Genomic DNA, 12357 nt, shown 5'->3' with positions numbered 1-12357 from the left:
TCATCATGGACCCCATCGCACGCGGCGCACGAGCCGTCGGCCGGGGCGTGCGCGAGGTCCTCCTCACCGCCGCCGCGATCGGCGGTGTGATCTGCATCGTGCTGGTGATCATGGCGTACGCCGGCGGGTTCTCGCTGATCATGTTCAAGACCGGATCGATGACGCCGACGATCCCTGCCGGCTCCGTGGCGCTGGTGCAGAAGATCCCGGCCGCCGATGTCGTCGTGGGTGACGTGGTGACGGTCGACCGTGTGGACGCCCTGCCGATCACGCACCGGGTCACGTCCGTCGCACCCGCCGAGGGGTCGGACGCGCGGATCCTCACGATGAGAGGCGACGCCAACGATGTCGAGGATCCGGAGCCGTACACGGTCGCGGACGTCCGGATCGTCCGCGGTTCGGTGCCGGGGCTGGCGAACGTCATCGTGTGGTTCGGCAACCCGTGGGTGCTGGGCGGCGTGACGCTCGCCGCATCGGTGCTGGTGGTCTGGGCATTCTGGCCCAGGAGAGAACCCGACCCACCCCGCGCAGACGGGGAGCGGAACGTCGGAGGCGAAGGGGAGGAAGACCCGGTGTCCTCCGGAGCGCTGCGACGGGACCGGCGATCATGATGCGCCGACTGGCCGCGGGTGCCGGCGTCGCCGTGTTGTTCGTCGGGATGGCGTCTCCCGCGTGGGCGGCGCCGACGACCGAGGTGATTCAGGGGCGGATCCTGCGGCTCGTCTCGGTGGCGGATTGGGAGGCGGCCGGGGCACTCCTCCCCGGCGATCAGGTGCAGTGGGATGTGGCGGTCAGCGCGGATGCGCCCGACCCGGGCACCGTGACCATCGGCGTCAGTGCGACCGGCGACGCACCCCTGGTCGTGGACGTGGCCATCTGCGGGCAGGCGTGGGAGTCCGGCGGTTGCCCTGGCGGCGCCGTGTCGTTGCGCTCGGCCTGGGAGGTACCGCGCGACGGCGCGGAGGTGGAGCTGGCGGAGATGCCGGATACCGATGTCGCGCACGTGCGGTTGGGCATCGCCCTCGGCGCGGGTGCACACGACGGCTCGACGAACCTGCGGGTGCACGCGAGTGGCGACGGGGAGGCGGTCGTGGTGGGGCCCGAGGGAGGTCTTGCGTCGACCGGGTTGTCACCGTCCGTTCCCCTGGTCGCCGGTGGCGCAGTGCTGGCTGCGCTCGGGCTGGCGAGTCTCGTGTCGCGCAGAAGAGGTCGGGCCGACCGCGAACGGCATTCCGGGAGCCTCGGATGAATCCGGGGAGGCGCCGCCGCGTGGCGGCCGCGGTGTTCGGGATCTCCGTGCTCCTCGGCGTCGGCCTGCTGCCTCCTGCGCAACTGACCGAAGCGGCGTGGACCGACGCCGAGCGAGCGACGGCGACCGCGGGTTCCGTCAATGTGCCGGAACCGATCAGTTCGACGACTCCGGGCTGTGTCGCCAGCAGTGCGGCGCTCGGGCTCAACCCGAAGGTCACGATCTCCTGGAGGGTACCGAGCGGGGCGACCGGCTATGACCTGTCGGTCGCTGAGTTCGGTCAGGTGGTCACCATGGGGGGACCCATCGTTCCCATCACCGGCACCGGACTCGCCAACGTCAACACGACCGGATCCTCGACGGCGTACGTGACGGTCATCGACGGCGCGTTGCTGTCGGGGCTCCTGGGCTCGTCGAAGACCTTCGGGATCCGCTTCACCGGCCCTGCGGGGTGGAAGTCGGACTGGCTCGTGTCGAATCCGACCATGGGGCTGCTCGGCGCGAACCCTCAGTGCACCACGACGACGCGAGCCAGCTACTGATCGAGCCCGATCCCGCGGGACCGGGCGGACAGCTCAGTCGGCCAGTGCCAGGGCGCGGAACGCGTCGCGTTCCCGCAGCTGTTCGCGACGGCTCTCCGCGGCGTCGGTGATGCGCGTCGGGGGCTGCTGACCGGTGGTGCGCCGGTAGAGCTCGTCGATAAGGTCGGTGGCGAGGCCGATCAGCTTCGCGATCTCGCGGTCGTCGCGGTCGATCCAGACGCAGCGGGGCTCGTCGTGGATGGGGGAGAAGTCGACGTGCTCCTCCCAGACGAACAGGGTGCGCTCCGCCCCGAGGACGTGCTGCTGCCACCAGATCTGGCGGAGGTAGGTGCGGGGGATGCCGCGCCACGCCTTGTTGGTCGTCTTGATCTCGGCGAGCTTCACGCGTCCTGCAGCATCGACCGCGATCCCGTCGGGAGTGGCCAGATGGCGGTGCTCCACCTCGGCGCGGAAAAGGGCGGACGAGGGCAGGATGCCGTGGGTCGCAGCGACCCATGCGGCGATCTCCGGCTCGCGGCGACGACCGTGGTCGGTGTAGGCGTTGCCGCCGAACCGTGGGCCACCGCCGAGCTTGGCGTCTGCGGCCCGCGCGATCGACTTCTCGCTGGTGAGCCCGGCGACGTCGGTCGCGGTGATGCCGCGGGATCGTGCCCGCATCCACGCCACGCGATCGCGGGAGTCCGCGACGATGCGTGCAGCGAGTTCGGGGTTCACTCCTCGACCCTAACCCCGTCCGCCGACGTCGATCCGCGTACACGCCGCCGAGCGGCATCCGGCGTCTGCTCCCTCTTGCCGTTTGTCCCCGTCGAGCCGCCCCTTTGAGTGCGAGCCGCCCCTGTGAATCCGTCCTTTGAGGGGCGGCTCGTACGCAAAGGGGCGGCTCGGGGAGTGTGGCGAGAGCGACGGTCTTGTTCTGCACAGGAAGCGCTGGATCGCGGGATTGTTCGAAGACGGGATTTGTCGGGCAGGCGACGCTGAGCCGCGGCAGGATCGGCGGATGCGCCATGCGACGATCGATGAGATCACGGACCTTCTCATCAGCAGTCGAAGACTCGGTGCCGAGGGTTGGAACTCTCGAAGTCTCCGCGTCGCCGTCGAGTCACGAAGGCTTCATCGTGTGCGCCGCGGATGGTTCATCGAGCACTCGCGCTGGCAGGAACTCCTTCCGGAATCACGGCATCGCGCGGAGGTGGTCGCCGCGGCGTTCTCCGCGAGCGGGAGCGACCCGGTGTTCTCCCACGTCTCGGCTGCTGTGCTGTGGGGGCTGCCGCTCTATCGCATCCGCCCCGCACGAGTGCACGTGATGACATCGCGACACACGCGACACAGCATCGACGGGATGGTTCGGCACGAGGGACCGATGCCGCAATCCGACATCGCCGAGATCGACGGCATCCGCTGTACGTCGCTCGCGCGAACCGTGCACGACGTGGCGCGTACGGTCAGCCCAGAGGCGGCGCTCACGCTCACCGACGCCGCACTCGCATCGGTCGGCGGTGCGGCGTGGGACTACGACGATGATGCAGCAGAGCTCCTGCTCGGCGAGCTGACGGAACGCGCGCGTGAGCCGAGAGCCCGCGGCATCCTGCAGGCACGTCAGACTGTGGAGATCGCGGATGGCCGTGCCCAGCTCCCTCTCGAGAGCGTCGCCCGGTACCGGTTGCATCAGCTGGGTTTCGCGCGTCCGCGCCTGCAAGTGCCTGTGCCCCGCGCGGACGGCGGCCATTTCTGGATGGATATCGCCGTCGATCAATCGCGCACTTTCGTGGAATGCGACGGCCGCACGAAGTATCTGAACGACGAGTTACGGGGCGAGCGATCTGCGAACGATGTCGTCCTGGAAGAGAAGACGCGGGAGGACTGGGTGCGCGGCGTGACCGGATGGCGGGTCGTGCGCGTCATGAGCGAACACGTAGCGACCTTGGATGCCGCGGCGTCGCACTTCCGGGCTGTCGGACTGTTCGAGCGCCGACCTCGCTCCGCGTTTTGAGTTCCGCGGCCTCCTCGACGTGGTCGGCCCGGCCCCCTTCCGTTCGACCCGGCCCCTTGCGTTCGTCTAAAGAGGGCCGCGTCGCGCCTAAAGGGGCGGCTCAGCAGAGCAGGAGGGGAGGAGCAGGAGAGGAAGAGAGGAGGAGAGGAGGGGAAGTGCGAGCGAGCGCGATCAGCGCAGGACGGGCCAGCCCTCGGGGCCGGTCGAGCCCGCGGCGTACTCCTCGAGCGGCACATCGCCGCGCTGCCACGCCTCGAGGATGGGCGCGACGATCCGCCAGCACTGCTCTGCCGCGTCGCCGCGCACCGCCAGCATGGGGTCGCCGTCGAGCACACCGGACAGCACCTCGGCGTAGGCCTTGAGCGCGCCTTCCCCGAGGTCGGCGGTGAGCGACGCGCGCTCCAGCTCGAACGGGTCCTCGGCGGCGTTGAGGTTCAGCTCCAGCGCCATGCGGTCCGGCCCGAGCGAGAAGCGCAGCACCGCCCCTTCGGACGATCCGGTCAACCCCGTGGGGATGTGCCGGACGGGACGGAAGCGCACGACGATCTCGCGCGCCGGGTCGTCGAGGGCCTTGCCAGAGCGCAGTCGGAACGGCACCCCGGCCCAGCGGGCGTTGCGCACCTCGAACGTCGCCTCGGCGAGCGTCTCGGTCTGGCGGTCGGGATCGACGCCCGGCTCGTCGACGTACGACGGCTTCTCGACGCCCTCCACCGTTCCCGCGGTGTAGCGCGCCCGGCGAGAGGAGCTCGCGGGGTCGTCGCCCCACACCGAGGTCGCGCGCAGCACCGCGCTCGTGGCGGCGCGGAAGTCGACCTCGTCGAGCGTCGTCGGCTCCTCCATCGCGAGCACCGCGAGCACCTGCAGCAGATGGCTCTGGATCATGTCGACCAGCGCGCCGGCGGCGTCGTAGTAGCCCGCGCGACCTTCCAGTGCGAGCGATTCGTCGTAGACGATGTCGACGGACTCGATGCTCTCCGCCGACCAGAGCGGCTCGAGGATGCGGTTGGCGAATCGGGCGCCGAGCAGGTTCAGAGTGGTCGACCGACCGAGGAAGTGATCGACGCGGAACACCTGGCTCTCCGGCACGAGTGCGGTGAGCGTCTGGTTCAACGCCCGCGCGCTCGCCTCATCGACGCCGAACGGCTTCTCCATCACGAGCACGGCACCCGCGGGCAGCATGTCGGGCGTCATGGCGGCGACGGATGCCGCGGCGATCGAGGGCGGGACGGCGAAGTACAGCGCGACCTGGCCGGTGCAGTCCTCGAGCAGCGCGCTCAGGTCGTCGGCGCGGGTGATGTCGGTCTTGCGATACACGACCTCGACGCGGGATGCTGCCGCCTCGGCATCCATCGTCGCGAAGGACGCGCGGACCACGCCTTCGAGGTCGGCATCCGTCCAATCCTCCCGATCGGCGCCGACGATCCGCACCGTGCGGTCGGGCTCTCGCGTGAGCAGCTGGCCCAGGGCAGGGAGGAGGAGGCGGGAGGCGAGATCGCCGCCGGCTCCGAAGATCACGAGCGTGGTCGGATCGGTCATGAACCCACCGTAATCGTTCCGCCCCATAGCCGGGCATGTCAGACTCGGGCGATGCCAGCCCCCATCGAGGACTACGCCCTGCTCAGCGACTGCCGCACCGGGGCGCTCGTGTCTCGGGACGGCAGCATCGACTGGCTCTGCCTCCCGCGCTTCGACTCCCCGTCGCTCTTCGGCGCTCTTCTGGGAGCGCCGGTCAACGGATGCTGGAGCCTGCGCCCCGCGGATGACACCGCCACGCCCCACCGGCACTACGTCTCCGACACGTTCATCCTCGTCACCCGCTGGGAGACCGCGACCGGCGTCGCCGAGGTGCACGAGTTCATGCCGCTGCATCCGACCCGCACCGAGGTCGTGCGCCGGATCGTGGGAATCTACGGCGAGGTCGCCTTCGCCACCGAACTGCGCCTGCACTTCGACTACTCCCGTCGATTGCCCTGGGTGCGCCAGGTCGGCACCCCCGAAGCTCCTGCTCTGCGCGCCTCGGCAGGACCCGAAGCCGTGATCGTGCGCGGCGTGCAGCTCGTCGCGGAGGACCACTCGCATCGCGGGGCCTTCACGATCAGGGCGGGGGAGACCCGCGACCTCATCCTCAGCTGGTTCCCCTCGCACGAGCATCCGCCGAAGCCGCTCGACATCGAGGGAGCGCTCGCGGCGACCCGCTCCTGGTGGCAGGGCTGGGCGAGCGGGATCGAGCACGACGGCCCGCACCGTGACGAGGTGGTCCGGTCGCTGCTGGTGCTGCGGGCGCTCACCAACAAGGACACCGGAGGGATCGTGGCCGCGGCCACGACCTCGCTCCCCGAGCAGTTCGGCGGCTCACGCAACTGGGACTACCGCTTCGTCTGGCTGCGGGATGCCGCGCTGACGCTCGAGGCTCTGATCGCGCACGGATTCCTCGCGGAGGCGCACCACTGGCGTCGCTGGCTGCTCCGCGCCGTCGCCGGCGAGCCGAGCGAAGTGCAGATCATGTACGGCATCGCAGGGGAGCGTGACCTCCTCGAGCGCGAGTTGACGAGCCTGCCGGGATACGACGGTGCCGCGCCGGTGCGCATCGGCAATGGCGCGGTCGATCAGTATCAGGGCGACGTGATCGGCGAGGTGCTGGTCGCCCTGGAGGCGGCGCGCATCGCCGGCCTGGAAGAGGGGGACTACTCCTGGCCGCTGCAGCGCGCGCTCATCGAGCAGGTGATCCCCTCGATCGACCGCCCGGACAACGGCATCTGGGAGATCCGCGGTGAGCCGCAGTGGTTCACGCACTCCCGCGTCATGATGTGGGCCGCCGTCGACCGGGGCGTCCGTGCCGTGCGGGAACACGGCCTCGCCGGAGACGCCGACCGGTGGGAAGCGGTGCGCGACCGGCTGCGCCGCGAGATCGACGAACGCGGCGTCGACCCGGTCGGCGGGTACTTCACCCAGCACTACGGCTCAGCCGAGGTCGACGCCTCGCTGCTCGTTCTGCCGCAGGTCGGCTTCTGCGCTCCCGACGATCCGCGGATGCTGCGCACGGTGGAGCAGATGGAGCGGATGCTGCTCCGCGACGGCTTCCTGCTGCGATATCGCACCGAGTCCGGCGTCGACGGCCTCGCCGGCGACGAGCATCCGTTCATCGCCTGCAGCTTCTGGCTCGTGGAGCAGTACGCGGCGACCGGACGCATCGACGAGGCCCGCGACTTGATGGGAAGGCTGCTCTCGATGACCAACGACCTCGGCCTGCTGTCGGAGGAGTACGACGTCGCGAACGTGCGGCAGGCGGGGAACACCCCGCAGGCGCTCTCGCACCTGAGCCTCATCCGTGCGGCGGACGCGCTCGCCGGCCACCGTGGCCGTGCCGCCGACCGTCGCTGATCGGATTCGGCCCGAGGCGACGAAACGCGAAAGCGACGACACAAATCGACGTGCACGGAGACGGCGCGTAACGGCTCGTGCAGCAGGCGCTCCGCCCGCCCTAGTCTCTGGCTGTGATTCGACTTGAACAACTGAGCAAGACCTACGGGCGAGGTGCCGACGCGCAGCTCGTACTCGACCGACTCGACTTCTCGGTCGCCTCGGGAGAGATCTTCGCGGTGGTCGGTACGAGCGGCGCCGGCAAGAGCACGCTCGCCCAGTGCGTGACCCTCGTGGAGCGCCCGACCGCGGGCTCGGTGATCGTCAACGATGTCGATCTCACCGGCCTGGGGGAGAAGCACCTTCGCGCGGCGCGGCGCCGCATCGGCACCATCTTCCAGTCCGACGGTCTGTTCTCGCGGCGCACCGCTGCGGAGAACGTCGCGCTTCCGCTCGAGATCCTCGGAGTCACCAGGGCGGAGTCGCGTCGCCGCGTGTCGGAGCTGCTGGACCGTGTCGGCCTCGCCGGCAAAGAACGGCACTACCCGCACCAGCTCTCGGGTGGCCAGCGGCAGCGCGTGGGTATCGCCCGGGCGCTGGCTCTGCGCCCGAGCGTCCTGCTCTCTGACGAGGCGACGTCCGGCCTGGATCCGGACTCCACCCGCACGATCGTCGCCCTGCTGAAGGAACTGCGGGATGAGCTCGGACTCTCCATCCTCTTCATCACGCACGAGATGGACACCGTCGTCCAGGTGGCCGATTCGGTGGCGCGTCTGGACCACGGGCGGATCGTCGAGTCCGGATCCGTCCTCGATCTGATCCGCGACGTCGATTCGCCGCTCGGAGGCCTGCTTCGTCCGCGCCTCGAGTCGATCCAGGTGCCCGCAGGTCATGACGCGTGGGAGCTCGGTTACAGCGCTGCGGAGGTTCCGACGGACTGGGTGGGCCGGCTCGGCCTCGAACTCGGGGTGCCGATCGCCCTCCTCGGAGCGTCGGTGGGAACGCACGGCGGAGCCGCGATCGGCGGCGCGACCATCGGCATCCCCGCTGCAGCCTCCGGCGGAGTGGCGCGAGCGGCGGCGAGTCTGGGCCTGTCGGCGCGTCCCGTCGGACACGGTGCCCTTGCGCACGCCCGCATCTCAGCGCAGTTGGAGCAGGTCGCATGAGTGCGGGGGCTGCAGTCCTGTCGAGCATTCGTCCCGGCGTGAAGCTGCCTCTCGATGAGATTCCTGGCCTCGTCATCCCGGCTCTCGGCGAGACGCTCACGATGGTCGGGATCACGATGGTGCTCGTGTTGATCGCGGGTGTCCCCCTCGGGGCACTCATCCACAATCTCGCGCCCGGAGGATTGTTCCCGAACCGCGGCGCGCACACCGTGCTCAGCTGGACGATCAGCGTCGGGCGCTCGCTGCCCTTCCTGATCCTGATGGCGGCGATCATCCCGTTCACACGACTGATCACCGGGACCAATATCGGCATCCCCGCGGCCATCGTCCCGATGACGATCGCCGGCATCGCCTTCTTCACGCGCATCGTCGAGAACTCGCTGCGTGGCGTTCCCCGTGAGTACGCCAGGGTGGCGACCGCGTCCGGGGCGTCGGTGCTCCAGGTCATCCGCAAGGCGCAGCTGGCCGAGGCCGTGCCGTCGATCATCGGCGGTCTCACGATCAACACCATCGCGATGATCGAGTACTCCGCGATCGCCGGGACGATCGGCGCCGGAGGCATCGGCTACGTCGCGGTCACGTTCGGGTATCAGCGCTTCGACCATGCCGTGATGATCGCGACCATCGTCATCCTCGTCATCACGGTCGCGGCGGTGCAACTCACCGGAGACGCGCTCGTCCGCCTCACGACGCCAGCCGCGCACGCCCGACGGGGCTCCTCCCGACGCGAGGACGTCGCCCCGCTCGTCGACGCCTGATCTCTCTGCTCTCCCCTCCCACACCACGACACTTCTGAAGAATCGAGCCCCCTCCATGTCTGAAAACGTCCCCGCCTCCGATGACCACGGGTTCACCGTCCGTCGACGCAAGCGCTGGCCCTGGATCGTCGGCGCTGCCGTCGTCGTGATCGCGGTGGCCGCCGCGGTCGTGCTGCCGCGCCTGGCCCCCTCCGCTTCCGCGAATGACACGGAGGGTGCGACCCTCGTCGTGGCCACCGCGGAAGGGAACGCGGCGGAAGAGAAGCTGGTCGAGTTCATCGCCGAGGAGGTGGCCCCGAAGTACGGCATCAAGGTCGAGTTCCAGGGGATGTCGGACAGCAACACGATCAACCGCGCGGTCAGCACCGGCGAGATCGCCGCCACCGTCTATCAGCACAAGCTGTGGCTCGGTCAGGTGCTGGAGGCCAACCCCGACTTCCGCGAGACTGCGGCGACGCCGGTCTTCCGGTGGGGCTTCGGGCTGTGGAGCGACAAGTGGAAGTCGGTCGAGGAGATCCCCGACGGGGCCAACATCTCGCTGTACTCCGACCCGGCGAACGAAGCACAGGGGCTGTGGCTGCTGGAGCGTGCGGGACTCATCACGCTCGACGACGGCATCGACAAGTGGACCGCGACGCAGGACGACATCGTCGAGAACCCCAAGAACCTCACGTTCACGCTGCTCGACTTCGCGGCGCAGTCCCGGTCGCTTCCCGACCTGGATGCCGCCGTCGGCTACACCGAGTACTACCAGGCGGCAGGCATCCCGATCGAGAAGCAGATCTACGCGCCCGCTGCCCCCGACGAGTTCGCGGGTCAGCTGACGGTCGGGACGGACTACCTCGACTCGCCGAACATCAAGAAGCTGATCGCGGCGTTCCAGGACCCCGCGGTGCAGGAGTTCCTCGCGACCGACGCGGATGTGAAGGGCAACCTGCTTCCGCTCGACGCGGAGTAGTCGCGCTGGATCAGAAATGCACCCTGCAGCTCGGCGCGGGGTGCATTTCTGATCCAGCATCCGTCTGTGGCCGATTTTGGGGACGGCGGCGGGTGAGGTAGCCTTGTCGTAACCGAAGACCGCTGGTCATCGTCGTGCGTGCAAACGTCAGGCGATCGAAGCTCTGCAAAGCAGGGTCCCGCGCAGGTGTCACGAACTTTCTGAGCTCCGTGCGCTTGCGCCGGAGCTCTTCTCTTTTTGCAGGTGGTCCAGGTCGGCGCCTCACCACCGTGCGGCGCCTCGTACACACCAAGGAGTGACCATGGCGCAGAAGGATGCATCGGTCGCCGAGCTCACGAAGTCATTCGAGAACTCGAACGCCGTCCTGCTGACCGAGTACCGCGGTCTGACGGTTGCCCAGCTCAAGGAGCTGCGCAACAGCATCCGTCAGGACGCCGAGTACGCCGTGGTGAAGAACACGCTGACCAAGATCGCTGCCAACAAGGCCGGGATCACTGCGCTGGACGACGACCTCAAGGGTCCGTCGGCTGTCGCTTTCGTGCACGGTGACTTCGTCGCCACCGCCAAGGCTCTGCGTGACTTCGCCAAGGCCAACCCGCTTCTCGTGATCAAGTCCGGCGTCTTCGAGGGCAATGCCCTCTCCGCCGACGAGGTCAACAAGTACGCCGCGCTGGAGAGCCGTGAGGTTCTGCTGGCGAAGGCTGCGGGCATGATGAAGGCGACGATGGGCAAGGCTGCCGCCACCATCGACGCGCTTCGCGAAAAGCTGGAGACCGCTGAGGCCGCGTAAGCGACTGGCGATCTTTTTCACAAACCCCATCTATTAGGAGATACATCATGGCGAAGCTTTCCACTGAGGAGCTGCTCGAGCAGTTCGCTGGCCTGACCCTCGTCGAGCTCAACGACTTCGTGAAGGCGTTCGAGGAGAAGTTCGAGGTCACCGCTGCTGCACCCGTCGCCGTTGCCGGCGCAGGTGGCGGCGCAGCTGAAGAGGTTGAGGAGAAGGACTCCTTCGACGTCATCCTCGAGGCTGCCGGCGACAAGAAGATCCAGGTCATCAAGACCGTCCGCGAGCTCACCTCGCTCGGTCTCGGCGAGGCCAAGGCCGTCGTCGACGGTGCTCCCAAGGCTGTGCTCGAGGGCGCAACCAAGGAAGCTGCCGAGAAGGCCAAGGCTTCTCTCGAAGAGGCAGGCGCCACGGTTACCCTCAAGTAATCGACGCCTCAGCGTTTCTTCGAAGGCCCCGGGTTCGCCCGGGGCCTTCGTGCGTTCTGTGAGACCCCTCGGTCACCGCGGCGCAGCCGTCGAGCTGCGCACCACCAGAGCGGATGCTGCCGCCACCTGCTCCAGCGGAGCATCAGGGTGACTCATGCGGTGAGTCAGCAGCCGCACGGCTTCGTGGCCCTGCTCCCTCGGGAACTGCCCGATCGTGGTCAGGGCGAACATCTCCGCGTGCTCGTGGTCGTCGATGCCGACGACGCTGAGCTCGGTCGGGACGGCGATGCCGAGGCGCCGCGCGGCGATCACCGCGCCGATCGCCACCTCGTCGCAGACCCCGAAGATCGCCGTCGGCCGATTGCGCCGGTCGCCGAGCAGTCCGGCCGCCGCGGCGTATCCGCCCGGCATCGTCGGCGCGGCGCTGGCGACACGGGCGTGTGCGGAGAGGCCGGCTGCCCGCAGGGCGTCGTGATAGCCCTCGAGGCGCCGAGCGTCGCCGAAGCTCAGCTCCGCGGCATCCGCTGGTCCTCCGACGAACGCGATCGCGGTGTGGCCGAGCTCGATCAGGTGCTCCGTGGCGATGCGGGCGGCCGCGGCATCGTCGATCGACACGGCGCTCGATTCCTCGCTGTGCGGGCCGAAGCTCACGAGCGGTCTCCCGGTCAGGTGCAGCCGTTCGAGTTCGCGTGCGCTCGGTTGGATGCCGACGGCGATGATGCCGTCGAATCGGCGGCGGGGGAGGACGTGCTCGAAGAGGCGTTCCCGCGTGTCCGCATCCTCCGGCACGCCGTAGAGCGAGAGTTCGTAGTCGAGTGCGAACAGCGATTCCTGGATGCCGGCGAGCAGCTCGGCGAAGAACCAGCGACCGATGGGCGGCATGATGACGCCGACGGTCTGCGTGCGGCCGGTGGCGAGGCTGGTCGCCGATGAGTGCGCGACGTACGACAGGTCGCGCGCGGCATCCGTCACGCGCAGGCGGGTGTCGTCGGAGACGTATCCTCGGCCGCTGAGTGCTCGGCTCGCGGTGGCCTTGGACACGCCAGCACGTGCCGCGACATCCGCGATCGTGCTCATCGGTCCTCCTCGACCTGGTCACGCTGCCAATGCGCGAACGGC

General features: G+C 68.8%; 13 protein-coding genes. 10 read left to right on the top strand and 3 right to left on the bottom strand.

Annotated elements, in window-relative coordinates; all coding sequences use genetic code 11:
• Window positions 1-5 precede the first annotated feature (5 nt).
• Genes V5D55_RS00900 through V5D55_RS00890 form a run of 3 tightly spaced genes read left to right on the top strand, consistent with a single transcriptional unit; the run spans window position 6 to window position 1791 of the window.
• Complete coding sequence (locus V5D55_RS00900; protein ID WP_435746745.1) at window positions 6-611, top strand: signal peptidase I; 606 nt, start codon at window positions 6-8, stop codon at window positions 609-611.
• Complete coding sequence (locus V5D55_RS00895) at window positions 608-1249, top strand: hypothetical protein (protein ID WP_435746743.1); 642 nt, start codon at window positions 608-610, stop codon at window positions 1247-1249. Before V5D55_RS00900 ends, V5D55_RS00895 begins: the two co-directional genes overlap by 4 nt.
• Window positions 1246-1791 carry a hypothetical protein gene (locus tag V5D55_RS00890; RefSeq protein WP_435746741.1) on the top strand — a complete coding sequence of 182 codons (546 nt, stop codon included), beginning with the start codon at window positions 1246-1248 and terminating at the stop codon, window positions 1789-1791. Before V5D55_RS00895 ends, V5D55_RS00890 begins: the two co-directional genes overlap by 4 nt.
• Before the next feature lie 33 nt (window positions 1792-1824).
• Here V5D55_RS00890 and V5D55_RS00885 read toward each other — a convergent pair whose 3' ends face one another.
• Window positions 1825-2505 (bottom strand): YqaJ viral recombinase family protein, encoded by a 681-nt coding sequence (locus V5D55_RS00885; RefSeq protein ID WP_435746739.1) that lies wholly within the window; start codon window positions 2503-2505, stop codon window positions 1825-1827.
• A gap of 226 nt (window positions 2506-2731) precedes the next feature.
• On the opposite strand from V5D55_RS00885, the gene V5D55_RS00880 reads away from it, so the two are divergent.
• Complete coding sequence (locus tag V5D55_RS00880) at window positions 2732-3781, top strand: hypothetical protein (RefSeq protein WP_435746737.1); 1050 nt, start codon at window positions 2732-2734, stop codon at window positions 3779-3781.
• Window positions 3782-3952: 171 nt separating this feature from the next.
• On the opposite strand, the gene V5D55_RS00875 is transcribed toward V5D55_RS00880, so the two are convergent.
• Window positions 3953-5317 (bottom strand): glucose-6-phosphate dehydrogenase, encoded by a 1365-nt coding sequence (locus V5D55_RS00875; RefSeq protein WP_435746735.1) that lies wholly within the window; start codon window positions 5315-5317, stop codon window positions 3953-3955.
• A gap of 51 nt (window positions 5318-5368) precedes the next feature.
• Between V5D55_RS00875 and V5D55_RS00870 the strand changes: the two genes are divergently transcribed.
• The 6 genes from V5D55_RS00870 to rplL all read left to right on the top strand — a co-directional run bounded on the left by V5D55_RS00870 (window position 5369) and on the right by rplL (window position 11238).
• Window positions 5369-7162 carry a glycoside hydrolase family 15 protein gene (locus V5D55_RS00870; RefSeq protein ID WP_435746733.1) on the top strand — a complete coding sequence of 598 codons (1794 nt, stop codon included), beginning with the start codon at window positions 5369-5371 and terminating at the stop codon, window positions 7160-7162.
• Window positions 7163-7275: 113 nt separating this feature from the next.
• Window positions 7276-8307: a methionine ABC transporter ATP-binding protein gene (locus tag V5D55_RS00865; RefSeq protein WP_435746731.1), complete on the top strand. Its 1032-nt coding sequence runs from the start codon at window positions 7276-7278 to the stop codon at window positions 8305-8307.
• Window positions 8304-9065, top strand: a complete 762-nt coding sequence (locus V5D55_RS00860; protein ID WP_435746729.1) for a methionine ABC transporter permease — start codon at window positions 8304-8306, stop codon at window positions 9063-9065. The genes V5D55_RS00865 and V5D55_RS00860 overlap by 4 nt, the downstream gene beginning before the upstream one ends.
• A gap of 55 nt (window positions 9066-9120) precedes the next feature.
• Window positions 9121-10023 (top strand): MetQ/NlpA family ABC transporter substrate-binding protein, encoded by a 903-nt coding sequence (locus V5D55_RS00855; protein WP_435746727.1) that lies wholly within the window; start codon window positions 9121-9123, stop codon window positions 10021-10023.
• Between the two features lie 301 nt (window positions 10024-10324).
• On the top strand, window positions 10325-10813 hold the full coding sequence (rplJ, locus tag V5D55_RS00850; RefSeq protein ID WP_116635740.1) for a 50S ribosomal protein L10: 489 nt from the start codon (window positions 10325-10327) through the stop codon (window positions 10811-10813).
• A gap of 47 nt (window positions 10814-10860) precedes the next feature.
• Entirely contained in the window at window positions 10861-11238 is a 378-nt protein-coding gene (gene rplL / locus V5D55_RS00845; protein ID WP_435746724.1) for a 50S ribosomal protein L7/L12, read from the top strand.
• 72 nt (window positions 11239-11310) lie between these two features.
• On the opposite strand, the gene V5D55_RS00840 is transcribed toward rplL, so the two are convergent.
• Window positions 11311-12315, bottom strand: a complete 1005-nt coding sequence (locus tag V5D55_RS00840) for a LacI family DNA-binding transcriptional regulator (protein WP_435746722.1) — start codon at window positions 12313-12315, stop codon at window positions 11311-11313.
• Between the last annotated feature and the right edge of the window lie 42 nt (window positions 12316-12357).

Origin of the sequence: Microbacterium sp. PMB16, assembly GCF_051294855.1 — a bacterium.
Lineage (GTDB): Bacteria > Actinomycetota > Actinomycetes > Actinomycetales > Microbacteriaceae > Microbacterium.
Note: the sequence above shows the minus strand (reverse complement) of the source record. Positions and strands in the feature narration are given on the sequence as shown.